23 protein-coding genes are annotated in these 21,378 nt (G+C 63.3%); 12 read left to right on the forward strand and 11 right to left on the reverse strand.

Going from position 1 to position 21,378, the window contains the following annotated elements; all coding sequences use genetic code 11:
• Window positions 1-11: 11 nt before the first annotated feature.
• Window positions 12-722, reverse strand: a complete 711-nt coding sequence (locus VE092_RS19300; RefSeq protein ID WP_006461758.1) for a response regulator — start codon at window positions 720-722, stop codon at window positions 12-14.
• A 281-nt stretch (window positions 723-1,003) separates the two neighbouring features.
• On the opposite strand from VE092_RS19300, the gene VE092_RS19305 reads away from it, so the two are divergent.
• A complete protein-coding gene (locus VE092_RS19305; protein ID WP_324879592.1) occupies window positions 1,004-1,420 on the forward strand; it encodes a hypothetical protein in 417 nt (138 codons plus the stop codon).
• A gap of 207 nt (window positions 1,421-1,627) precedes the next feature.
• On the forward strand, window positions 1,628-2,581 hold the full coding sequence (locus VE092_RS19310) for a Tim44-like domain-containing protein (RefSeq protein ID WP_324879594.1): 954 nt from the start codon (window positions 1,628-1,630) through the stop codon (window positions 2,579-2,581).
• Between the two features lie 255 nt (window positions 2,582-2,836).
• On the opposite strand, the gene VE092_RS19315 is transcribed toward VE092_RS19310, so the two are convergent.
• From VE092_RS19315 to VE092_RS19330, 4 genes are all read right to left on the reverse strand, one after another.
• Window positions 2,837-2,965: a hypothetical protein gene (locus VE092_RS19315; RefSeq protein ID WP_324879596.1), complete on the reverse strand. Its 129-nt coding sequence runs from the start codon at window positions 2,963-2,965 to the stop codon at window positions 2,837-2,839.
• A gap of 2 nt (window positions 2,966-2,967) precedes the next feature.
• A complete protein-coding gene (locus VE092_RS19320) occupies window positions 2,968-3,933 on the reverse strand; it encodes an aliphatic sulfonate ABC transporter substrate-binding protein (protein ID WP_324879597.1) in 966 nt (321 codons plus the stop codon).
• A 195-nt stretch (window positions 3,934-4,128) separates the two neighbouring features.
• Window positions 4,129-4,734, reverse strand: coding sequence for a sensor histidine kinase (locus VE092_RS19325; protein WP_324879600.1), 606 nt, complete (start codon window positions 4,732-4,734; stop codon window positions 4,129-4,131).
• 2 nt (window positions 4,735-4,736) lie between these two features.
• Complete coding sequence (locus VE092_RS19330; RefSeq protein ID WP_324879602.1) at window positions 4,737-6,365, reverse strand: tetratricopeptide repeat protein; 1,629 nt, start codon at window positions 6,363-6,365, stop codon at window positions 4,737-4,739.
• Window positions 6,366-6,770: 405 nt separating this feature from the next.
• Between VE092_RS19330 and recA the strand changes: the two genes are divergently transcribed.
• From recA to VE092_RS19360, 6 genes are all read left to right on the forward strand, one after another.
• Window positions 6,771-7,820 carry a recombinase RecA gene (gene recA / locus VE092_RS19335; protein ID WP_324879604.1) on the forward strand — a complete coding sequence of 350 codons (1,050 nt, stop codon included), beginning with the start codon at window positions 6,771-6,773 and terminating at the stop codon, window positions 7,818-7,820.
• A gap of 216 nt (window positions 7,821-8,036) precedes the next feature.
• Window positions 8,037-8,501: a recombination regulator RecX gene (gene recX / locus VE092_RS19340; RefSeq protein ID WP_324879606.1), complete on the forward strand. Its 465-nt coding sequence runs from the start codon at window positions 8,037-8,039 to the stop codon at window positions 8,499-8,501.
• 629 nt (window positions 8,502-9,130) lie between these two features.
• Window positions 9,131-10,291 (forward strand): ADP-forming succinate--CoA ligase subunit beta, encoded by a 1,161-nt coding sequence (sucC, locus tag VE092_RS19345; protein ID WP_006461750.1) that lies wholly within the window; start codon window positions 9,131-9,133, stop codon window positions 10,289-10,291.
• A gap of 101 nt (window positions 10,292-10,392) precedes the next feature.
• Complete coding sequence (sucD, locus tag VE092_RS19350) at window positions 10,393-11,274, forward strand: succinate--CoA ligase subunit alpha (RefSeq protein ID WP_006461749.1); 882 nt, start codon at window positions 10,393-10,395, stop codon at window positions 11,272-11,274.
• Between the two features lie 279 nt (window positions 11,275-11,553).
• Complete coding sequence (locus VE092_RS19355; RefSeq protein ID WP_324879610.1) at window positions 11,554-12,276, forward strand: TerC family protein; 723 nt, start codon at window positions 11,554-11,556, stop codon at window positions 12,274-12,276.
• 136 nt (window positions 12,277-12,412) lie between these two features.
• Window positions 12,413-12,919 carry a pilin gene (locus VE092_RS19360; RefSeq protein ID WP_324879612.1) on the forward strand — a complete coding sequence of 169 codons (507 nt, stop codon included), beginning with the start codon at window positions 12,413-12,415 and terminating at the stop codon, window positions 12,917-12,919.
• Window positions 12,920-12,997: 78 nt separating this feature from the next.
• On the opposite strand, the gene moaC is transcribed toward VE092_RS19360, so the two are convergent.
• Window positions 12,998-13,504 (reverse strand): cyclic pyranopterin monophosphate synthase MoaC, encoded by a 507-nt coding sequence (gene moaC, locus VE092_RS19365; protein WP_324879614.1) that lies wholly within the window; start codon window positions 13,502-13,504, stop codon window positions 12,998-13,000.
• A 112-nt stretch (window positions 13,505-13,616) separates the two neighbouring features.
• Between moaC and VE092_RS19370 the strand changes: the two genes are divergently transcribed.
• Entirely contained in the window at window positions 13,617-15,173 is a 1,557-nt protein-coding gene (locus VE092_RS19370; RefSeq protein ID WP_324879616.1) for a M48 family metalloprotease, read from the forward strand.
• Between the two features lie 14 nt (window positions 15,174-15,187).
• Here VE092_RS19370 and VE092_RS19375 read toward each other — a convergent pair whose 3' ends face one another.
• The 5 genes from VE092_RS19375 to VE092_RS19395 form a co-directional block, all read right to left on the reverse strand.
• Window positions 15,188-15,787: a DUF2946 family protein gene (locus VE092_RS19375; RefSeq protein ID WP_324879618.1), complete on the reverse strand. Its 600-nt coding sequence runs from the start codon at window positions 15,785-15,787 to the stop codon at window positions 15,188-15,190.
• The gene (locus VE092_RS19380) at window positions 15,780-16,772 is read right to left on the reverse strand and encodes a YheT family hydrolase (protein WP_324879620.1); all 993 of its coding nucleotides are present in this window, start codon (window positions 16,770-16,772) and stop codon (window positions 15,780-15,782) included. Before VE092_RS19380 ends, VE092_RS19375 begins: the two co-directional genes overlap by 8 nt.
• A gap of 62 nt (window positions 16,773-16,834) precedes the next feature.
• Window positions 16,835-17,269, reverse strand: a complete 435-nt coding sequence (locus tag VE092_RS19385) for a YybH family protein (RefSeq protein ID WP_077237408.1) — start codon at window positions 17,267-17,269, stop codon at window positions 16,835-16,837.
• A 68-nt stretch (window positions 17,270-17,337) separates the two neighbouring features.
• Window positions 17,338-17,538 (reverse strand): zinc-finger domain-containing protein, encoded by a 201-nt coding sequence (locus VE092_RS19390; RefSeq protein WP_006461741.1) that lies wholly within the window; start codon window positions 17,536-17,538, stop codon window positions 17,338-17,340.
• A gap of 84 nt (window positions 17,539-17,622) precedes the next feature.
• Window positions 17,623-18,543: a branched-chain amino acid transaminase gene (locus VE092_RS19395; protein ID WP_324879623.1), complete on the reverse strand. Its 921-nt coding sequence runs from the start codon at window positions 18,541-18,543 to the stop codon at window positions 17,623-17,625.
• Between the two features lie 209 nt (window positions 18,544-18,752).
• Here VE092_RS19395 and VE092_RS19400 point away from each other — a divergent pair, with 209 nt between their 5' ends.
• The 3 genes from VE092_RS19400 to VE092_RS19410 all read left to right on the forward strand — a co-directional run bounded on the left by VE092_RS19400 (window position 18,753) and on the right by VE092_RS19410 (window position 21,180).
• A complete protein-coding gene (locus tag VE092_RS19400) occupies window positions 18,753-19,547 on the forward strand; it encodes an AzlC family ABC transporter permease (protein WP_324879625.1) in 795 nt (264 codons plus the stop codon).
• On the forward strand, window positions 19,544-19,867 hold the full coding sequence (locus VE092_RS19405; RefSeq protein WP_324879627.1) for an AzlD domain-containing protein: 324 nt from the start codon (window positions 19,544-19,546) through the stop codon (window positions 19,865-19,867). The genes VE092_RS19400 and VE092_RS19405 overlap by 4 nt, the downstream gene beginning before the upstream one ends.
• A 122-nt stretch (window positions 19,868-19,989) precedes the next feature.
• The gene (locus VE092_RS19410) at window positions 19,990-21,180 is read left to right on the forward strand and encodes a phosphoglycerate kinase (protein ID WP_324879629.1); all 1,191 of its coding nucleotides are present in this window, start codon (window positions 19,990-19,992) and stop codon (window positions 21,178-21,180) included.
• The last annotated feature ends 198 nt before the right edge of the window (window positions 21,181-21,378 follow it).

Genomic DNA, 21,378 nt, shown 5'->3' on the forward strand with positions numbered 1-21,378 from the left:
AGGGCGCCGGCTCAGGCCACGCTGTTGGATGCCACCAGTGGCGCGGTGCCGGCTTCGGGGAGTTTTTCCAGGCAATAGCCCAGCCCGCGCACGGTAGCGATACGCACGCCGCCGACCTCGATTTTCTTGCGCAGACGATGGACATAGACCTCGATGGCATTGTTGCTGACTTCCTCTCCCCATTCGCACAGGTGGTCCACCAACTGTTCCTTGGAGACCAGACGACCCGTGCGTTGCAATAATACTTCGAGAAGCCCCAGTTCCCGCGCCGAGAGTTCCAGCATCTGCTCGCCGATATAGGCGATGCGGCCGACCTGATCGAACGACAGCGGTCCGTGCTTGATCACGGTAGGGCCGCCACCGGCGCCGCGCCGGGTCAGGGCACGGACCCGCGCTTCCAGTTCGGACAGGGCGAAGGGCTTGGCCATGTAGTCGTCGGCGCCCAGGTCCAGGCCCTGCACACGCTGCTCGACCGAGTCGGCGGCCGTCAGGATCAGCACCGGCAGGCGCGAATTGCGCGCACGCAGGCGCCGCAGTACCTCAAGGCCGGACATCTTGGGCAGGCCCAGGTCCAGGATCAGCAGATCGAAGTCCTGGGTCGACAGGGCCGAATCGGCTTCCACGCCATTCTTGACGCAATCGGCCGCATAACCGGAATGGCGCAGGGAACGGGTCAGTCCGTCGGCCAGTACGCTGTCGTCTTCAGCAAGGAGGATGCGCATAGGAATCGGTCAGCGAGTCGGACTCGGCTGATTTGTCTCGGATGGTTGAATTGTTATGGTACTTTTCTTTCATATTCCACTAATTCATTTGCCAATGCAAATCAGGGATATCCTGATAGGCCTGTCCATTCGGGAGGGCGGCGGCCCGAAGTGTAACAATTCCGAGATAGTCCATTGAACTCGCGCGCTTTGGCCTTATAGTATGGACGTGCGCAAGATTTACTTGCTGCCAGCGCAATTTTTGTTGATATAATTTCTCGCATCATTTGCTGGAAAATCTGATGAAACGTTTGTGGGTCCTCCTGCTGATCTGTCTGTTACCGGTGCAAGTTTTTGCAGCGGTGCTGACGTACGCCAGCTCGATGGCCGCGACCGATTTCTCGGCGCCGGTACCGGCGCATGCCACCGTGGCCGTCCAGCATCTCGCCGACCAGACCGTTTCCCTGGCTGACCACGCTGCGGCCGGCGACCAGTCGCACGCGGTGGTGGCCGATGCCGCCGCCAACGACGATGACGGTGCCGGCTACGCCGACAGCGGTGAGGATTTCTCCACCCATGCCGGCATCGGTGACGAGCCGGTGCTGATCCAGTCTCTGGCCATCGTGCCGCAAACTTCCCGCCTGGCGCCCGCTCTACGTAGCGATGCCGCCATGCAACCTCCGTTCCTGCCTCGCGCGGGACGTCCTCCCCGGGCCTGATCCCGTCGCCTAGCGCGACTGTCCTGCCGCGCCCGCCGAACTGCCCCTGAATGCTCCGAGGCCTCGCGTGCTGCGAATGCAGTGACAGGCGCGTACGCGACCTGCGCCCGCTCGCCTGCGCCGGCGCTGATCCAGGGCACTTCACCTGATACACGCATTACGGCCGATGTGACCGCATCACATCATCAGAATCCTCTAGGAGAAAGCATGAAAAAAGCATTTGTCGCGCTGATAGTGGCGGTGATGACGCTGTCTGTTGGCATTTCGACCGTCGAAGCCAAGCGTCTTGGTGGTGGCGGATCGATCGGCAAACAGTCCTCCAGCGCCAGCCGTCAGGCGCAGAGCCCTGCTCCGATGCAACAGAACCAGGCCGCTGCCGCCAAGCCGGCTGCGCCCGCCGCGGCCCCGGCGGCTGCCGCCGCCAAGCCGAGCATGTGGAAGGGCCTGCTGGGTGGTGCCCTGCTGGGCCTGGGCCTGGGCGCCCTGCTGTCGCACTTCGGCCTGGGCGGCGCCCTGGCCAGCATGATCAGCACCATTCTGACCGTGGCCCTGATCGCCCTGGCGATCATGTTCGTGATCCGCCTGTTCCGTCGCAAGCAGGAGGCTTCGCAGCCGACCCCGGCCTGGGCTGGTGCCGCACCGCAAGCCTCTGACAACGCCTCGGCCACGCCCCAGATCGGTTCCATGCTGAAGACCGGCGAGCCGGCAGCGGCTGCATCGCAAGGCGGCTTCGGTGGCGGTTTCGGCAATGCCGAAACGGTGGCGGCCTACGGTATCCCGGCGGGCTTCGACACGGTGGGCTTCGTGCGCAATGCCAAGACCTATTTCATCCGCCTGCAGGCGGCATGGGACAAGGCCGACATCAACGACATCCGTGAATTCACCACCCCGGAAATGTTCGCCGAGCTGCGTCTGCAGATCCAGGAGCGCGGCGCTGCTTCCAACCAGACCGACGTGGTCTCGCTGGATGCCGAAGTGCTGGGCGTGGAAACAGTGGGCAATGATTACCTGGCCAGCGTCAAGTTCTTCGGTTTCATCAAGGAAGATCCGAGCGCGTCGCCGGCCCAGTTCGCGGAAATCTGGAACCTGTCCAAGCCGGCCGCCGGCCAGGGTGGCTGGGTGCTGGCAGGCATCCAGCAACTGGACCCGGTATCGGCGTGATCCCGTCGCGACAGTCCATGAAGTTCATGTAGCAAGTATCAGTTTGGCGCGGAAGGCGGCGGTTAGTGGATGAGCGTCGCCAGTCCGTTTTACCGCCGGCTTATGCCGGCGGTTTTTTTTGTGTGCATTCCACGCCTGTCGTCCGTCAATCCAGTGTTCTGTCCTGAAGCACCGGCCGCTATTGCCCCACCGGCCGCGTCGTCCGGTCGCTGCCTGCCGGCAGACAAAAAAAAGCACCGCATCCGCGGCGCTCCCTCATTGCTCCCGTTCATCCTGCCGATGCCTCTCGCGTCGATTGTCACGTCCTGCCGACAGCGGAAACAGCAGCGCCACCACCACCAGGAAAGCCAGCAGCAGGAGCGTGATGCGATCCAGTCCGTCCATGCTCAAGCCTGGCCCGGTGTCCAGATCGCGACATCGCTGGTGTTGACCTTTTTGGGCAGAAGACCGGCGGCGAAGAACGCATCGGCGATACGCTGCTGTTCGCCCAGCGCCTCCGGCCTGACTGCGCGCACCTCATAGCTGCGCCGGCTGTTGGCCAGTGCGATGGTCTCGGCATCCAGCCCCCAGAGCGGCGCCAGGAAGGCCGCGGTTTGAGCGGGCTGCTGTTTGGCCTGCGTGCCTGTTTTCTTCAATTCGTCGAACACCACCTGCAACACTTCCGGCCTTGCCTGGGCAAAGCTGGCGGCGGCCAGGTAGTAGCGCTGGTAGTCCGCCACCCCGCGTCCGTCGGCCAGGATGCGCACCTGCGACTGGCGCTGCACGCCGGCCAGAAAAGGATCCCAGGTTACCCAGGCGTCCACGCTACCGCGCTCGAATGCGGCGCGCCCGTCGGCGGGCGACAGGTAGGCGGCCTCCACATCGCTGAACTTCAGACCGGCCTTTTCCAGGCTGGCGATCAGCAGATAGTGCACCCCCGCCGCCTTGGTCACGGCAAGCTTGCGGCCTCGCAGATCGCTGACCCGACGCAGCGGCGAATCGGTGTGCACCACGATGGCCTGCGCCGAAGGCGAGGGGGACTCCTGTGCCACATAGACCAGCCTGGCTCCGGCTGCCTGCGCGAATACCGGGACCGTGTCGGCCACGTCGGCGCTGAGGTCGACCCCACCGACATTGAGTGCCTCCAGCAGCGGCAGGCCGCTGGTGAATTCATGCCAGCTGAGGGTCGTGCCAAGCGGGGCCAGCCGCTTTTCCAGCGTGCCATTGGCCTTGAGGATGGTCAGCAGGGTGGAAGACTTCTGGTAGCCGATGCGGATGGTCTTGCTGGCGTTCTGCGCGCCTGCGCTGGCGGGCAACAGGGCGCCCAGGCCGAGAGCGGCCGGCGCCATGCCGAGGAAATGTCTGCGTCGCATGGATGGGTTCCCTGTATCGTGAAGGAGGCGGCACCCGCGCGGCGGGCGGGCCGGGACCCTGCCCGCGCACAGGCGCGACAAACCAGCACTCTAAGCACGAAGCCGGGCTGACAGAACGACTATTTTCACGCTTGGATATGCGCTTTGCGCATGTACGGCAGGCCGATCAGGGGATCTCGCCCTGGTCAGCACGACTCAGGGCAGGCACAGCTCGAACAGCGCGCCGCCATCGGGATGGTTGGACAGGCGCGCCTCCCCGTGGCGCGTTTCCTTGTTGTGGGCGGTGGCGATCGCATTGCAGAGATCCATGCCCAGGCCGGTGGAGGGCTTCTTTTCCTGCGTGCCGATGCCGGGACCGTCATCGCGCACCGTAAAGATCACCCCGCCCTCGGGATGCTTGCGGCAACCCAGCGCGATCTGTGTGCGGGCGAAGCGGCTGGCGTTCTGCAGCGCCGCTTCCAGCGCCAGCGCCACCAGGTGCTCGTCGAAGAAGCCGATCACCGGCATATCGCTCTGGTCCAAGGTCAGCGCGATTTCGTTGCCGCGGCTGACCGCCTGTTCGCGGATCAACGCTTCCAGGAAGTCCAGCGGCGAGACCGCTTCGACCTGCGCACGCAGGCCCTGCGAATCGGCCTTGTACAGCGTCAGGAAGGCGATCAGCTTTTCCTGCAGGGCCAGACAGGTGACATGGGCCTGCTGGGCGCGCGGCACGTCCTCGGACAGGCGGCGCAACTCCCCCTCCAGCACACCCAGGGAATTTTTGATGTCGTGAATGATGATCGCGGCAAGCTTGGGGTCCATGGTCAGCTCTTCGGGGCTACTTTGCTCAGGGTATCGCGCAGGAACTTGTGCATCTTCGCGACTCTATCGTTGCCCGGGATCAGGCGATCCAGCGTGGCCAGGTAGCGGCGCACGCGCTTGACATATTCCTCGTTCCAGCCGCGCTGGCTCATCCACAGCAGATGCAACTGGGCCGATGCCAGCAGCACGCCGGTATTTTCGGGCATGCTGGCCAGCGCCTCTTCCAGCTTGGCCAGTGATTCGTCCGGCTTGGCGCTGCGCATGAGCGCATTGGCTTCGGCGATGATACTCATGCAGTGATTGACGGCACCGTCGATCAGTTCTTCGGCCAGGTTGGCGCGGCCGGTATCTGCCAGCACCTTGCGCGCCAGCATCTGCAGCGTCTTGTTCTCGTGGTCCGACTTCACCGCTTCGGCGATCAGCTTGGCGCCTTCCTCGTCCTTGCCCATCGAGAAGGCGGCCTTGGCCAGTGCCAGGGTGGTGGTATCGGACGATTCCTTGGCGGCGGCCTGGCGGGCCGTCTCGAAGGCCTGCTGGGCCGAGATCGAATCACCCAGCTGCACATAGGCCTGCGCCTGTACGGCCGCCTGGGCGGAGACGAAGATGCTGGACTCTTCATACCGGCGTGGGGCACTTTCCAGCAGGCGCAGCGCCGCGTCGGGATCGCCGCTGTCGACGTGTACCTGCGCCAGCGACAGCAGGTCGGTGGGCTGTGCTGTCAGCGAACCCTTGGTGTGCTTGAGCACCTTGTCGTAGGCTTCGCGTGCCTGGTCCAGATGGCCGCTGCGGTAGGCGACATCGCCCACCAGCCGGCTGCGGCGCGCCGAGGGGATGATTTCCGAGGATTTGGTCAGGGCCTCCAGCGCTCCCTCCTGGTTGCCCTGGGCCTCGTCGATCTGCGCCAGCAGGTCGTAGGCGGCGATGAACTGCTTGTTCTGCGCCAGGACGTCCTGCACGATGGCGCGGGCGTCGTCCATCTGACCGGCCACGATGTTGCAGCGGGCCAGCCCGATCTTGGCCCATACCAGGTCGTCACGCATGGCCAGCGCCTGCTTGTAGACCTCGCGCGCCTCGTCGATACGGCGCTGCTCGATGAGCAGCGTACCCTTGGTCTTCATGATCTCCACGATCCACTTGGGCGCGGCCTTGAGCACGTTGTCGCATTCCAGGATGGCACCGGTGATGTCCTTGCGCTTCATCTTCTCGGTCACCGGCAGCATGGCATGCTGCTTTTCCAGCAGGCGGTCCACGCGCTCGGCGATGCGGCTGGCCGTCAGCGGCTTGAGCATGTAGGCATCCGGCTGGAATTCGGCCGCGCTGGCCACCAGGTTGTAGCCGCTCTCGGCGGTGACCATGATGAACATGCAGGTCGGCGAGAGCATGTTCTGGGTACGGAAGAACTCCAGCAGCTGCTGGCCGTTGCTTTCCTTGTTCAGGTTGTAGTCGCAGATGATCAGGTCATAGGTGCCGGACTGCACGAAGCGGATGGCCTCATCCGGCGTGGCGGCCTGGTCCACCTTGGTCACGCCGAGCTGCCCGAGGTGCATGCGGATGTTCTGGCGCATCGTCGGCATGTCGTCGATGACCAGGCAGCGCAGGGCGCTGATATGGCTGAAAGGCACTAAACTCATGAGAACTGTCTGTCTAACGATCTATCGGTCTTGAATGCGAACGGCCGCGCACCGGTCATCGGTGTTGCTGCGTCGCAATAGTTGGCGAGATGACGTGTTTTGCGCGTCCATTGACGCATAACTGATGAATTATTCCTACCAACTCGCGAGTGTGCCGCTTTTTTTCCTTCCATGCATCATTCCTCTGCGATTTAAAGGCTTTTACGACGGCCGCCTCTCTTATAATTGTGGTTTTCGCCCGCAGTTTATTTGCCGGGTACGCAAAAACGCTTGCATGGAGCACTGTTTTTTTATACAGTATCGCTCTATCGGGGCGGTCATCATCTTCTGCCTCCGGGCAATATCTGCAAGACCGCAAGACTCCCCCTGAACCCCTTCTTCACGACATTTTGCCGAGAGAGATTTATGGACGACAAAAAAGCTGCGAACAACTCTGAGAAGAGCAAGGCGCTGGCCGCCGCGTTGGCACAGATTGAAAAGCAGTTTGGCAAGGGCTCGGTGATGCGCATGGAAGACGGCGTCGTCGCTGAGGAAATCCAGGCGGTCTCCACCGGGTCCCTGGGCCTGGATATCGCGCTGGGCATCGGCGGCCTGCCGCGCGGTCGCGTCATCGAGATCTACGGTCCGGAATCCTCCGGCAAGACCACCCTGACCCTGCAATCGATCGCCGAGATGCAGAAGCTGGGCGGTACCTGCGCCTTCATCGACGCCGAGCACGCGCTGGACGTCACCTATGCCCAGAAGCTGGGCGTGAACCTGAACGACCTGCTGATCTCGCAGCCCGACACCGGCGAACAGGCGCTGGAAATCTGTGACGCCCTGGTGCGTTCTGGGGCCGTGGACCTGATCGTGGTCGACTCGGTGGCCGCGCTGACCCCGAAGGCCGAAATCGAAGGTGACATGGGCGACTCCCTGCCCGGCCTGCAGGCCCGCCTGATGTCGCAGGCCCTGCGCAAGCTGACCGGCAGCATCAACCGCACCAATACCACCGTCATCTTCATCAACCAGATCCGCATGAAGATCGGTGTCATGTTCGGTAATCCGGAAACCACCACCGGCGGCAATGCGCTGAAGTTCTACGCCTCGGTGCGCCTGGACATCCGTCGTACCGGTTCGATCAAGTCGGGTGACGAAGTCATTGGCAGCGAAACCAAGGTCAAGGTCGTCAAGAACAAGGTTGCACCTCCGTTCCGCGAAGCCCACTTCGACATCCTGTATGGCGAAGGCACTTCCCGCGAAGGCGAAATCCTGGATCTGGGCTCCGAGCACAAGGTCGTGGAGAAGTCCGGTGCCTGGTACAGCTACAACGGCGAGCGCATCGGTCAGGGCAAGGACAACGCCCGTAACTACCTGAAGGAACATCCGGAACTGTCGCGCGAGATCGAGAACAAGGTCCGCGTCGCACTGGGTGTGCCTGAACTGGCAGGCGGCGCCGCCGAGGCGCAAGCCTCCTGATCCGAAGGTCTTCACGTACCACCATGGCGGCAGGGTTTGCCTGAGCCTTGAGGTCATGGTGGTGCCTGTCCCGCTCCGCCCCCGGCGCCGGTCTGGCCGGGAGTCGAGTTGAAGTACCGGCCGCATCGTTCTGTTGCTGCCACGTTCCAATGCAATACGGCTCCATCGTTTTTCTTCGTGTTTTTCTCCGTCACATCGCCCGTGTAGTCGAACGTCATGCCCAGACCGCCGATCAGCCTGAAAGCACGGGCGCTCAAATATCTCTCTTCACGTGAGCATAGTCGCCTGGAACTTGCGCGTAAGCTTGCCCCTTACGCGCAAGAGGGCGATGACATCGACGCGCTCCTGCAGTGGCTGGAGCAGTTACGTTTCCTCTCCCAAGAACGCTTTTCCGAATCGCTGGTGCATCGCCGCTCGGCCCGTTATGGTAACCAGCGCATCTTTTCCGAGTTGCATGGGCATGGCATCGAAGGGGAAGCCATCGCCGAGTTGAAGGCTGACCTGGCAGCAGGCGAGGGCGAGCGTGCCGCGCAGGTCTTGCGCCGCAAATTTAGCGCACCCCCGGCCGATGCTGAAACGCGGGCCAAGCAGATGCGCTTCCTGCAGCAGCGCGGTTTTTCCCACCGCAGTATCCGCGAAGCCTTGCAGACCGCGTGGAGCGACGAAGAGGAATCGTCGTGAGCAAGGGTGATCCCCTTGCTTGATGCGCTCAGCCGGAGGCCAGGGAACCATGCGCTCACATCCGGTGGACCCTCGGATCCCGGGCATTCCCAGCCAGAGATTCTCCGCCGCGGTTTGCATTTTCCTTGCCCAGCCGACTTCTTGCCGAAAACGCGAAATATCGCCCAGCGGTCCTGCCATATATCGCCCATCGGTCCTGCCATATGGAAAAGCTATCCCTTTCGGTCTTCTGTTAGCGCTACCGGCTAACAGCCCGGCCGGCCTGTGCTAGAATTCGGAAGTTTTTGCTGCGGCGCGCAAGCCTGAGGAGATATCGCGTGTTGCCGGTTTGTCAAAACGGCGCAACGGTGCAAGGCCCATGTAGCAGCAGGAATGGATAATGCGGACGCTTCGGCGCAAGCTGGCGCGTTTCGAATATCAGACCAACTAAAGCAGACGGCATGCACATGCCCAATTCTACGAATTCACTAGCAACCCGCGCAGCTCACGCCTGCGCCCGTCTCCGTCCGTCTCCGGATGTGACACCCGCCTGCGGGTTGCAGTCTGCTTTCTCGTCGGCCGGCATGCTGCCGGCTACCGAATTTCAATCCGGCAAGTTTTATTCATTCAGTGTCTAAAGGGAAGCTCCCATGAAAATCCATGAGTATCAGGGTAAAGAAATCCTGCGCCAGTTCGGCGTAACCGTGCCGCGCGGCATTCCTTGCATGTCGGTCGACGAAGTCGAAGCGGCAGCCCAGAAGCTGGGCGGCCCGGTGTGGGTCGTCAAGGCCCAGATCCATGCAGGCGGTCGCGGCAAGGGCGGTGGCGTGAAGGTGGCCAAGTCGATCGAACAGGTCAAGGAATACGCCAACCAGATCATGGGCATGCAACTGATCACCCACCAGACCGGTCCTGAAGGCCAGAAGGTGCGTCGCCTGCTGATCGAAGAAGGCGCCGACATCAAGAAGGAACTGTACGTTTCCCTGGTGACCGACCGCGTTTCGCAAAAGGTCGTGCTGATGGCCTCCAGCGAAGGTGGCATGGACATCGAAGAAGTTGCCCACAGCAACCCGGAAAAGATCCACAACGTCATCATCGACCCGATCGATGGCCTGACCGACGCGCAAGCCGACGACGTGGCCGCCAAGATCGGCGTGCCGGCTGCTTCCATCCCCGAAGCCCGCAAGAACCTGCAAGGCCTGTACAAGGCTTACTGGGAAACCGACGCTTCCCTGGCTGAAATCAACCCCCTGATCCTGACCGGCGACGGCAAGGTCATCGCTCTGGACGCCAAGTTCAACTTCGACTCCAACGCCCTGTACCGTCACCCGGAAATCGTCGCCTACCGCGATCTGGACGAAGAAGATCCGGCTGAAGTCGAAGCCTCCAAGTTCGACCTGGCCTACATCTCCCTGGACGGCAACATCGGCTGCCTGGTCAACGGCGCCGGCCTGGCCATGGCCACCATGGACACCATCAAGCTGTTCGGCGGCGAGCCGGCCAACTTCCTGGACGTGGGCGGCGGTGCCACCACCGAGAAGGTCACCGAAGCCTTCAAGATCATGCTGAAGAACCCCGAACTGAAGGCCATCCTGGTCAACATCTTCGGCGGCATCATGCGCTGTGACGTGATCGCCGAAGGCGTGATCGCGGCTTCCAAGGCTGTCTCGCTGAAGGTGCCTCTGGTGGTCCGCATGAAGGGCACCAACGAAGACCTGGGCAAGAAGCTGTTGGCCGATTCCGGTCTGCCGATCATCTCGGCCGACTCCATGGAAGAAGCCGCACAAAAGGTCGTGGCAGCTGCCAAGTAAGTAACCCAACACGAAAGCCTGCGCGGCGCGAGCCGCCGGCTGCGAGCAATTGCAGCACCGGGCGCCGCCAGCGGCGCAGGCATCACAGTCAAGGAAGAGAAATGTCGATCCTCATCAACAAAGACACCAAGGTCATCACCCAAGGTATCACCGGCAAGACCGGTCAGTTCCACACCCGCATGTGCCGCGACTACGCGAATGGCAAGAATGCCTTCGTCGCCGGCGTGAACCCGAAGAAGGCTGGTGAAGACTTCGAAGGCATCCCCATCTATGCCAACGTCACCGAAGCCAAGAACGCCACCGGCGCCACCGTGTCGGTGATCTACGTGCCGCCCGCCGGTGCTGCCGCCGCCATCTGGGAAGCCGTCGAAGCCGACCTGGACCTGGCCATCTGCATCACCGAAGGCATTCCCGTGCGTGACATGCTGGCCCTGAAGGACCGCATGGCCAAGGCCGGTTCCAAGACCCTGCTGCTGGGCCCGAACTGCCCCGGCCTGATCACTCCGGACGAAATCAAGATCGGCATCATGCCGGGTCACATCCACAAGAAGGGTCGCATCGGCGTAGTTTCGCGCTCCGGCACCCTGACCTATGAAGCCGTGGGCCAGCTGACCGCCCTGGGCCTGGGCCAGTCCTCCGCCGTCGGTATCGGTGGCGACCCGATCAACGGTCTGAAGCACATCGACGTCATGAAGGCCTTCAATGACGATCCGGACACCGACGCCGTCATCATGATCGGTGAAATCGGTGGTCCTGACGAAGCCAACGCTGCGCGCTGGATCAAGGACAACATGAAGAAGCCGGTGGTTGGCTTCATCGCCGGCGTGACCGCGCCCCCGGGCAAGCGCATGGGCCACGCAGGTGCCCTGATCTCCGGTGGTGCCGACACCGCCGAAGCCAAGCTGGCCATCATGGAAGAGTGCGGCATCAAGGTCACCCGCAACCCGTCCGAGATGGGTCGCCTGCTGAAGTCGGTGCTGTAAGACCGCCCGGCGGTTTCCACTGCCGCGTCACGCTTGCGGTGGAAGCCAGCTCAGCAAGATCTGCAAGACCAGCATGGGGAGCTCCGGCTCCCCATGTCGTTTTATGGCGGACCGCATATGCCATCGCCGCCAGGCCGCCCTTGCCGACAACGGGCAGGCGGCCGTGTGCTTCGCCATGGCACAGTGGGCAGTCAGGCGCCGGCACTAATGGCGATGACCGTGGTCATCCTGCCAGTCGCCCGTCGCCGCTGAAGGGCAACGTTTCCCATAAGGATAAGCATGGAATTCCTGGCCAACCTGAACTGGATCGCAGTCGCGCAGATCATCCTGATCGATATCCTGCTCGGCGGCGACAATGCCATCGTGATCGCGCTGGCCTGCCGCAATCTGCCCGACCAGCTGCGCATGAAGGGCATCGTCTGGGGCACGGTGGGGGCCATCGGCATCCGTATCGCTCTGATCGCCTTTGCGGTGTCCCTGCTGCAGCTGCCGTTCCTGAAGCTGCTGGGCGGCGTGCTGCTGCTGTGGATCGGGATCAAGCTGCTCAACGAGGATGACGAACATACCGACGTCGATGGCAGCGACCGCCTGTGGGGCGCCGTCAAGACCGTGATCGTGGCCGACCTGGTGATGAGCGTGGACAACGTGATCGCCATCGCCAGCGCCGCCGAACAGGCAGCCGGTGAGCACCAGCTGCTGCTGGTGGTATTCGGCATCGTGGTCAGCATTCCCATCATCGTCTGGGGCAGCACCCTGGTATTGAAGCTGATGGAAAAATTCCCGGTGATCGTCACCCTGGGCGCGGCGCTGCTGGGCTATATCGCCGGCGGCATGATTTTCAGCGACAGTGCGATACAGTCGTGGCTGAAGGACTTCATCGCCGATACCGAATTCGTACTGCCCGGTGCCGCCGTCCACCTGAGCCTGCCCGGGCTGGTGGGGGCCATCGGAGTGGTGCTGGCCGGGCTGAGTCTCAAGCGCAGGAAAATGGCGCGGGGCTGACCTGCGTCGCCGCCGGCGCTTGACGCAAGTCAGCGCGGCGGACCATCAAAACGGTTAGTTTTGCAATTTATTCGCTAGTGCGCATTGCCGGCGCTGCCGATACTGGTAGCGCCCTTATCATCTTCTCGAGGAATCCATGAAACCAGTCGTCTCCCGTCGCGCCCAACGCGGCTTTACCCTGCTTGAACTGATGGTCACGCTGGCCATCATCGGCATTCTCGCCATGTTGGGCGCCTCGCAATACCAGGACTACATCGCCCGCGCGCGCGTGGCCGAGGGCTTCAACCTGGCCGAGCCCTACAAGCTGGCAGTGACCGAACAGATCAGCTCCAACAACGGCGTGTTCACTGTACCGCAGCTGGGCCTGCCGACCTTCAGCCCGACCGACAACGTGAGCAAGATCGAGGTCTCGCCGATGGAAAAGCGCGGTGTCGGTGGGGTCATCACCATCACCTACAGCGCACGCGTCGGTGACGGCGGTACGCTGACGCTGACCCCGACCATCGCCAACGGCACCATCCAGTGGCAGTGCGCCGCCAAGGACGTGAAGCAGGCGGCTGCTCCGGAGGGCGCCACGGCCAATACCGGCTTCGTCGCCGGCACCCTGCCGGCCAAGTACGCACCGGCCAACTGCCGCGGTTGAACGACGCCCCAGCGCGTATGCCGGCAAGAAAAACGCGCCCTCGGGCGCGTTTGTCATGTTCGGGGTGGCCTACCCGGCTCAGGGATGCGCCATCGTGATGTCGCTCTTGCCGCCGCGCTTCTCGGTCACGCAGATATCGGTCATGACCATGGTCTTGTCGACCGCCTTGCACATGTCGTAGACCGTCAACAGGCCCACCTGCACGGCGGTCAATGCCTCCATTTCCACACCGGTCTTGCCGAAGGTCTCCACCCGCGCGGTGCATCGCACGGAAGAGCTGCCGGCGTCGGTCTCGAACTCCACCGAGACATGCGTCAGTGCCAGTGGATGGCAAAGGGGGATCAGGTCGCCGGTACGCTTGGCCGCCATGATGGCGGCAATGCGGGCGATGCCCAGGACATCGCCCTTCTTGGCCGTACCGGCCTCGATGATGGCCAGCGTGGCTGGCTGCATGCGGATCACGCCGGTGGCCAGGGCCACCCGATGGGTTTCCTGCTTGCCGCCGACATCGACCATGTGCGCCTGTCCGCCCTGGTCGAAATGGGTGAGGCCGCCGTTGGGCGCGTGTTCGCCGGATGTGTTCATGCTGAGTCGCTATAGGTGAAATGGAGGGAAAGGAGCGGGTATCATAGCAGCCAGCCCGCAGCCAGCGCTGCCCGACTTCCACGCCCATCCTTATCGTCTACCGATGTCGTCCATGTCACGAACCGCTTCCGATGTGTCCCGCCATTCCCGTGCTCCTGTGCGCCGGCTGCTGGCCCGCTATCTGAGCGCCGCCTTGTTCTTGCTGCCGGTCGCGCCGCTGACCCTGCTGCCGCATCCAGGCGTGGCCCAGGGCTTGCCCACGCTGGGGGATACCGAACGCGAAGGTCTTTCGCCGCTGATGGAGCGCAAGCTGGGAGAGGAAATCATGCGCGACATCCGGACCGACCGCGACTATGTCGACGACGGGCCGATTTCGGAATACCTCAACAACTTCGGCCAGAACCTGGTCTCCATCCACCCCGAGGTGAGGGGCGAAGCCGGTTTCGATTTCCAGTTCTTCATGGTGCGCGATCCCATGCTGAACGCTTTCGCGCTGCCGGGTGGCTTCATCGGTGTCAATAGCGGGCTGGTGCTGGCCGCGCAATCGGAGTCCGAGCTGGCCGGCGTGATGTCGCACGAAATCGGCCACGTGGCGCAGCGCCACATTGCCCGCATGCTGGGCCAGCAGAAGCAGAACTCGATGATCCAGCTGGCCGCCATCGTACTGGGCGCATTGGCCGGCGTATCCAAGGCCGGTGGCGACGCCGCCATGGCCACCATGATGGGCGGCACCGGCCTGGCCGTGCAGCGCCAGCTCAACTTCAGCCGCGACGCCGAGCGCGAGGCCGATCGCATTGGCCTGCAGATCATGCGTGATGGCGGCTTCGATCCTTCCGGCATGGTCACCTTCTTCGGTCGTCTGCAGGCGGCCTCGCGCAACTACACCGACGCCGTGCCGCCATACTTGATGACGCACCCGCTGACCACCGAGCGCATCGCCGACATCGAGGCCCGCATCCGCGACCAGCGCTACAAGCAGCGCGTGGACAACCCCGAATTCCAGCTGGTGCGCGCGCGTACCCAGGTGCTGCAGAACGACAGCGTACAGGGCTTGCGCGACAATGTGCAGAAATTCACCGACCAGGCCAAGCAGAACACCAAGCTGCAGACCGCCGCCGCCAAGTACGGGCTGGCCTACACCTACTACCGCCAGAACCGCTTCGACCAGGCCGAGGCCGCCTTGAAGGAAGCCCAGGAAGCTGCCATCCCGATGAAGACCGGCATCATGTTCGGCAGCCTCGACATCGATATCAAGATCGCCCGCAAGCAGGCCCCGCAGGCGCTGCAACTGGCCGACAGCCTGCGCCAGCAGTTTCCGATTTCACGCACGATCGCGCGCCAGTATGCCGATGCCCTGATCGCCGCCCGGCGCTACGACGTGGCCGTGGCCTACCTGCGCGATCAGGCCCAGCTCTACCGTGCCGATGCCCAGGTCCAGCAGTTGCTGGCCAAGGTCTACGCGGCCCAGGGCAAGCAGGCCTTGCAGCACATGGCGCTGGCCGAGTCGTATGCGCTCAATGGCAGCCTGCTGGCGGCCATCGATCAGTTGGGCATTGCGCGCAAGGCGCCCGATGCGACCTTCTACGACCAGTCGCAGATCGACGCGCGCGAGCGTGAATGGAAGGCGCGCTGGAAAGATGAACAGAAAGACATGAAGGAGCGTGGCTAGCCGGTCCCCACGGCCTAGTCCTGGCGCGGGCGGCTGACGAAGCTGAAGATCTGTTCCAGCTGGCTGCCAGCCACGCGCTGCAGCGGCAGCGATAGTCCTCCCAGCTTGAAACGGGGGGCGACCTCATCGGTGCCGTCCAGCCAGCGCATCAGGGCGTCCTCATCCGCATCGCCTTCTTGCAGGCAGGGCAGCAGATGCGCCAGGTCGCGATCATCGACGCCGGCGATCAGCTCACCGGCACGCAGATAAAGTCGCCCGGCTTCATCCATCCAGGCGGCTGTCGCCACATCGATTGCGATCCCCGTATGCAGCACCAGTGAAAGATTGCCCTGTGAGTCCGGCTGGGTGCGCAGGATGTGCGGCATCCATTCCAGATCCACATAGACCCGCTGCGGGCCGTTCTGGAAATACCAGCGGCCGGCCGCATCGCTGGCGTAATTGCGGTCGATGAAGGCCAGCAGGGCAGGGTGGCGGATCAGGTCGCCCGGCAAGTCCAGTTGTTGCGCGCGCTCGTCGCGCATACGCCAGCCGCCTCGTGCATCCAGCCGCAGCCAGCCGAAGCAATGTGGCACGTTGGGCCAGCGGGCCATGGCCTGCTGCACGATCTCATCCATGGGCCAGCTCCGTATGGGCCGGGAAGGCGCTCTCCGACTTGCCCTCCAGGAAATGCAGCAAGCGGCGCGGCAGCCACGCCAGGTTGCCGGGCGGGCCGCCGGCGGCAAAGCCGACATGGCCGCCTTGCTTAGGGTATTCCAGCACCACTTCCGGCGCGGCCGAGCGGGGCAGGTGGCGCGCCGGCAGGAAGGGATCATTCTGCGCATTCAGGACCAGCGTGGGCACGCTGATGTCGTTGAGGATGTGCTTGGCGCTGGCGCGGTCCCAGTAATCCTCGGTGTTGCGGTAGCCGTGCAGCGGGGCGGTGACGATGTTGTCGAAGGCGTACAGGTCGCGGGCCGACAGCAGCGCTTCGCGGTCAAACAGGCCCGGGAACTGGTCCAGCTTGGCCAGGCACTTGGGCCGCATGGTGCGCAGGAAGACCCAGGTATAGAGCCGGTTGAAGCCGGTCGCCAGTGCCGCGCCGCCACCTGCCAGGTCCAGCGGCGCCGACACCGCGCAGGCAGCATCGACGATCTCGGCCTGGTGCTGTGATTCCCCCAGCCAGCGCAGCAGCGCATTGGCGCCCAGCGAGACCCCGCTGGCGTACAGGTGGGTCGCGGCCAGGTCCTGCTGGCGCAGTTTCATGCGGCGGATGATCCAGTCCAGTTCCGCCGTGTCGCCGGAATGATAGAAACGCGGCGCCAGGTTGATCTCGCCGGAACACCCGCGAAAATGCGGAATCGCCCCATGCCAGCCGCGCCGTTGTACCTCGGCCATCAGGGCGCGGCTGTAGTGGCTGTCCGAGGAGCCTTCCAGCCCGTGGAACAGTACCAGCAGCGGACGTCCCGGCTGGCCGTCGACGAAATCGATATCGACGAAGTCGCCATCCGGCGCTTCCCAGCGCTCACGCCGGTAGCGCACGGCCGGCTTGGGCAGGAAGGTCGAGGGATAGATGGTCTGCAGATGACCGCCGGGAAGCCAGCGGGGCGGGATGTAAAGCATGATGCGGCCTTGCTCGTGTTCGATGCTGCCAGTGGAGGATAGAAAACGGAAAACGGCCGCACTCAGTGCAGCATGGCTGCGCTGACCACGGCTTCCACCGGCGCTGCGCCCGGGGCGACCGAGGCGTGGTGCATCACCAGGCGCCAGCCCAGCGCGGTCTTGAGGTAGACATTGGTGGCGATGACGTGCACATCGGGCGGGCCTTCGCCGCCGTGGTCGATTTCTTCCACCACGCTGTGCACCGAGGTCATCATGTTCTGCGACACGTGCAGCTGGCGTGGCCGGATATGCAGGCCACCGTTGGAGAGGATGTCTTCCCACACGGCGCGGATATCCGCGTGGCCCACCAGGCGTTGTGCGCCGGGGTGGATGCAGACGATTTCCTCGTCATCGGCCCACAGGTCCATCAGCGCTTCCAGGTCGGCGCGGGCGAGGGCGTCGTAGTAGGCGGCCTCGATTTCATCGGGCGAGCCATGGATCAGTTTGGTGCGCGGCATGACAAATCTCCGGATCAGATGAAAAGAGGGCCTTGTGGGCCCTCTCGTGTCTGGCTTGAAACTTCTGCTCAGTGGCCCTTGACCACGGTGCCCGGTTTCAACTGGTACTGGGTACCGCAGTATGGGCATTTGGCCGCGCCGTGCGCGTCCAGTTCCAGGAACACGCGCGGGTGCGAATTCCAGGCGGTCATGCCGGGGCTGGGGCAGTGGGCTGGCAGGTCCTTGCCTTCGAGCAGGACCACGCCCTGCGATGCTTGAGCTTGGCTCATCTTGTTCTCCGTTGCTTGCGATTGACTGTTGAAACGTTGAGGTCGGGTGTTGCGAATCGATATCCTGGCAGCCGCCGCTGCCAATTACACCAGCGTGAGCCAGTGCTTGTACTGCGGCGCCCGGCCGGCCACCACGTCGAAGAACAGGGTCTGCAGCTTCTCGGTGATGGGGCCTCGGCTACCGTTGCCGATGACGCGGCGATCCAGTTCGCGGATCGGCGTGACTTCGGCGGCGGTGCCGGTGAAGAAGGCTTCATCGGCGCAATACATCTCGTCGCGGGTGATGCGCTTCTCGATGACCTCGATGCCCAGGTCGCGCGCCATGGTCAGCACGGCGTCGCGGGTGATGCCATCCAGGCAGGAGGCCAGGTCGGGAGTATAGAGCTTGCCGTTCTTGACGATGAAGACATTTTCCCCGGAACCTTCCGAGACATAGCCCTCGGTGTCCAGCAGCAGGGCTTCGTCGTAGCCGTCGGCCAGGGCTTCCTGGTTGGCCAGGATGGAATTGATGTAATAACCGCAGGCCTTGGCGCGCACCAGCGACACATTCACATGGTGGCGGGTGAAGGAAGAGGTCTTCACGCGGATGCCCTTGCTGATGCCGTCTTCGCCCAGGTAGGCGCCCCATGGCCAGGCGGCGACGGCCACGTGGATCTTGTTGCCCTTGGCCGAGACGCCCAGCTTTTCCGAGCCGATCCAGATCAGCGGACGGATGTAGCAGGATTCCAGCTGGTTTTCGCGCACCACCTGGCGCTGCGCCTGGGCCAGCGTTTCCTGGTCGAACGGCACTTCCATCTGGAAGATCTTGGCCGAGTTGAACAGGCGCTGGGTATGTTCCTTCAGGCGGAAGATGGCCGTACCCTCAGCGGTCTTGTAGGCGCGTACGCCCTCGAAGACGCCCATGCCGTAGTGCAGGGTGTGGGTCAATACGTGGACGGTGGCGTCTCGCCAGTCGATCAGCGCGCCATCTTTCCAGATCTTGCCGTCGCGGTCAGCCATGGACATGGTCTTCTCCCAGTGTGCGGTGAATGCGGAATGCGAAATATCGGATGTGAACTGCCCAGTGCGGACGAACTGAGCAAAGAACTCCATTTTAGCGGATTCACGCGAGCAAAAACTTTCATCTGTAGAATGAAAGCCCTGAGTGAAAATGCACACATCGTCACTGCGGCGGCATTCGCGGCCGACGCATCCAATCGTGTAACGGAACAACAATGCAGAAGGAGACAGGCGAGTACGGATCAGGATCGGCTGGCCAGCCAGCGCCGCACGACCCCGCCACCGCCCGCCGCATCGAGAAGGACGCCTTCCAGGAAGGCTGGCGCGCCAGCGCTTCGACCATTCCCGCCGTGCTGGCCTGGGGTGTGGTGTCGGGCATGGCCATGGTCAAGTCGGGGATGAGCATCTTCCAGTCGCTGGGTATGAGCCTGCTGGTCTACGCCGGCTCGGCCCAGTTTGCCGTGCTGCCCCTGCTGGCGACCGGCGTGCCGCTGCTGGTGGTGTTCTTCACCGCCATGATCGTCAACCTGCGCTTCGTCATCTTCTCGGCCGCCGTGGCGCCGCATTTCGAGCATCTGCCCTGGTATCGCCGGGTGTGGTACGGCTTCTTCAACGGCGATATCTCGATGGCCTTCTTCCCGCAGCGCTTTCCCCCCTCCACCTTCGGTCAACCTGCGGGCAAGATCGGCTATTTCGCCGCGATCTGCTATCCGGGCTGGGTGGCCTGGCAACTCGGGGCCACCATCGGCATCCTGTTGGCCAGCCAGATTCCGGAGAGCTGGAACATCGGCTTCGCCGGCACCCTGGCACTCATTGCCATCATGATCCCCATGACCCGCAGCCTGCCGGCCCTGGCCGGGGTGGTGGTCTCCGGCACGGTGGCGGTGCTGGCGCTGGAACTGCCGTACCGGCTGGGCCTGCTGCTGGCCATGGTGCTGGGAATGTGCGCCGCGATGCTGGCCGACAAGTTGCTCCCTGGTAATGGTGAGGACGGCGAGGTGGCGGCGTGAGCGAATGGTATGTGTGGGGCGCCATCGTCCTGATGACCTTGTCCACCCTGATCACCCGCAGCGGGTTCTTCCTCTTCGGCCATGCGGTGAAACTGCCGCCGCGCCTGAAGCACGCCCTGAGCTATGCCCCGGCGGCCGCCATGGCCGCCATCATCTTCCCCGACCTGGTCAGTGCACGCGGGGTGATCGACCTCAGCCTGGCCAATCCCAAGTTGCTGGCCGGCATCGGCGGTGCCATCTTCTTTGCTGCCACTCGTCATCTTCTGGGAACTATTGTGGCTGGAATGTCACTCTTTACACTGTTGCGCTGGTTCCTGTGAATCGTTGCGTACGTCGGCCCGACGCGCCCGGGATCTTGTCCAGACTGCCAAAAAGCCGTCAGGAGCGGGTCAGGCTGGAGTAAAATACGACGTTTTTCGCCCCCTTCTTCGAATTCCTACCTATGAAATTCAACCGACTGAGCGATCTGGTTTCTGCCAATCAACTGCAAGGCAAACGTGTCTTCATCCGTGCCGATCTGAACGTGCCGCAGGATGATGCCGGCAATATCACCGAAGATACCCGCATCCGCGCTTCGGTACCGGCCATTCGCGAAGCCCAGAAGGCAGGCGCTGCAGTGATGGTGACCTCGCACCTGGGTCGTCCCACCGAAGGCGAGTTCAAGCCCGAGGATTCGCTGGCCCCGGTGGCCAAGCGCCTGTCCGAGCTGCTGGGCAGCGAGGTCAAGCTGGTGGCCAACTGGGTCGACGGCGTGGATGTCCAGCCGGGCCAGGTGGTGCTGCTGGAAAATTGCCGCCTGAACAAGGGCGAAAAGAAGAACAGTGACGAGCTGGCGCAAAAGATCGCCAAGCTTTGCGATGTCTACGTCAATGATGCCTTCGGCACCGCGCACCGCGCCGAAGCCACCACCCATGGCGTGGCCAAGTTCGCGCCGGTGGCCTGTGCCGGCCCGCTGCTGGCGGCCGAGCTGGATGCCCTGGGCAAGGCCCTGAACCAGCCAGCCCGTCCGCTGGTGGCCATCGTGGCCGGTTCCAAGGTTTCCACCAAGCTGACTATCCTCAAAACCCTGGCCGAGAAGGTCGACAACCTCATCGTCGGTGGCGGCATCGCCAATACCTTCATGCTGGCCGCCGGTCTGAAGATCGGCAAGTCGCTGGCCGAGCCGGATCTGGTGGACGACGCCAAGGCCATCATCGATCTGATGGCCAAGCGTGGCGCCTCGGTGCCCATCCCCACCGACGTCGTGGTGGGCAAGGAATTCTCGCCGACTGCCGCAGCCACCGTGAAGGCGGCCGAGGATGTGGCCGACGACGACATGATCTTCGACATCGGTCCCCAGACCGCTGCCGTGCTGGCCGAACAACTGGGCCGTGCCGGCACCATCGTCTGGAACGGCCCGGTGGGCGTGTTCGAGTTCGACCAGTTCGGTCGTGGCACCGAGACCCTGGCGCGCGCCATTGCCGCCTCGCCGGGCTTCTCGATTGCCGGTGGTGGTGACACCCTGGCAGCCATCGCCAAGTACAACATCGCCGACAAGGTCGGCTACATCTCCACCGGCGGCGGCGCCTTCCTGGAATTCCTGGAAGGCAAGACCCTGCCTGCGGTCGAGATCCTGCTGCAACGCGCGCAGTAAGCCTGACCGGCGCCGCGCCCCCCGTGCCGGGCGTGGCGCCTCATGGTGCCATCCGGTGCCATCCGAATTCTGAGTCTGTAGCATCACCAACAGGGACGCGTCCGAGACGCGCGTCCGGGGCGGAAGCGATCCGCCTGATCGGCCCTGCATCGGGCCGGGCAGCGGGCTTCTATCACCAAGTCGCAACCAGAAGGTATT

This window comes from Herbaspirillum sp. (assembly GCF_035644555.1).
Taxonomy (GTDB): Bacteria; Pseudomonadota; Gammaproteobacteria; order Burkholderiales; family Burkholderiaceae_D; genus Herbaspirillum.

What these genes read in the sequence shown, in the direction of transcription:
- VE092_RS19300 (WP_006461758.1), bottom strand. Translation starts at nt 722, where the DNA reads ATGCGCATCCTCCTTGCTGAAGACGACAGCGTACTGGCCGACGGACTG.
- VE092_RS19305 (WP_324879592.1), top strand. Translation starts at nt 1,004, where the DNA reads ATGAAACGTTTGTGGGTCCTCCTGCTGATCTGTCTGTTACCGGTGCAA.
- VE092_RS19310 (WP_324879594.1), top strand. Translation starts at nt 1,628, where the DNA reads ATGAAAAAAGCATTTGTCGCGCTGATAGTGGCGGTGATGACGCTGTCT.
- VE092_RS19315 (WP_324879596.1), bottom strand. Translation starts at nt 2,965, where the DNA reads ATGGACGGACTGGATCGCATCACGCTCCTGCTGCTGGCTTTCCTGGTG.
- VE092_RS19320 (WP_324879597.1), bottom strand. Translation starts at nt 3,933, where the DNA reads ATGCGACGCAGACATTTCCTCGGCATGGCGCCGGCCGCTCTCGGCCTG.
- VE092_RS19325 (WP_324879600.1), bottom strand. Translation starts at nt 4,734, where the DNA reads ATGGACCCCAAGCTTGCCGCGATCATCATTCACGACATCAAAAATTCC.
- VE092_RS19330 (WP_324879602.1), bottom strand. Translation starts at nt 6,365, where the DNA reads ATGAGTTTAGTGCCTTTCAGCCATATCAGCGCCCTGCGCTGCCTGGTC.
- recA (WP_324879604.1), top strand. Translation starts at nt 6,771, where the DNA reads ATGGACGACAAAAAAGCTGCGAACAACTCTGAGAAGAGCAAGGCGCTG.
- recX (WP_324879606.1), top strand. Translation starts at nt 8,037, where the DNA reads ATGCCCAGACCGCCGATCAGCCTGAAAGCACGGGCGCTCAAATATCTC.
- sucC (WP_006461750.1), top strand. Translation starts at nt 9,131, where the DNA reads ATGAAAATCCATGAGTATCAGGGTAAAGAAATCCTGCGCCAGTTCGGC.
- sucD (WP_006461749.1), top strand. Translation starts at nt 10,393, where the DNA reads ATGTCGATCCTCATCAACAAAGACACCAAGGTCATCACCCAAGGTATC.
- VE092_RS19355 (WP_324879610.1), top strand. Translation starts at nt 11,554, where the DNA reads ATGGAATTCCTGGCCAACCTGAACTGGATCGCAGTCGCGCAGATCATC.
- VE092_RS19360 (WP_324879612.1), top strand. Translation starts at nt 12,413, where the DNA reads ATGAAACCAGTCGTCTCCCGTCGCGCCCAACGCGGCTTTACCCTGCTT.
- moaC (WP_324879614.1), bottom strand. Translation starts at nt 13,504, where the DNA reads ATGAACACATCCGGCGAACACGCGCCCAACGGCGGCCTCACCCATTTC.
- VE092_RS19370 (WP_324879616.1), top strand. Translation starts at nt 13,617, where the DNA reads ATGTCACGAACCGCTTCCGATGTGTCCCGCCATTCCCGTGCTCCTGTG.
- VE092_RS19375 (WP_324879618.1), bottom strand. Translation starts at nt 15,787, where the DNA reads ATGGATGAGATCGTGCAGCAGGCCATGGCCCGCTGGCCCAACGTGCCA.
- VE092_RS19380 (WP_324879620.1), bottom strand. Translation starts at nt 16,772, where the DNA reads ATGCTTTACATCCCGCCCCGCTGGCTTCCCGGCGGTCATCTGCAGACC.
- VE092_RS19385 (WP_077237408.1), bottom strand. Translation starts at nt 17,269, where the DNA reads ATGCCGCGCACCAAACTGATCCATGGCTCGCCCGATGAAATCGAGGCC.
- VE092_RS19390 (WP_006461741.1), bottom strand. Translation starts at nt 17,538, where the DNA reads ATGAGCCAAGCTCAAGCATCGCAGGGCGTGGTCCTGCTCGAAGGCAAG.
- VE092_RS19395 (WP_324879623.1), bottom strand. Translation starts at nt 18,543, where the DNA reads ATGTCCATGGCTGACCGCGACGGCAAGATCTGGAAAGATGGCGCGCTG.
- VE092_RS19400 (WP_324879625.1), top strand. Translation starts at nt 18,753, where the DNA reads ATGCAGAAGGAGACAGGCGAGTACGGATCAGGATCGGCTGGCCAGCCA.
- VE092_RS19410 (WP_324879629.1), top strand. Translation starts at nt 19,990, where the DNA reads ATGAAATTCAACCGACTGAGCGATCTGGTTTCTGCCAATCAACTGCAA.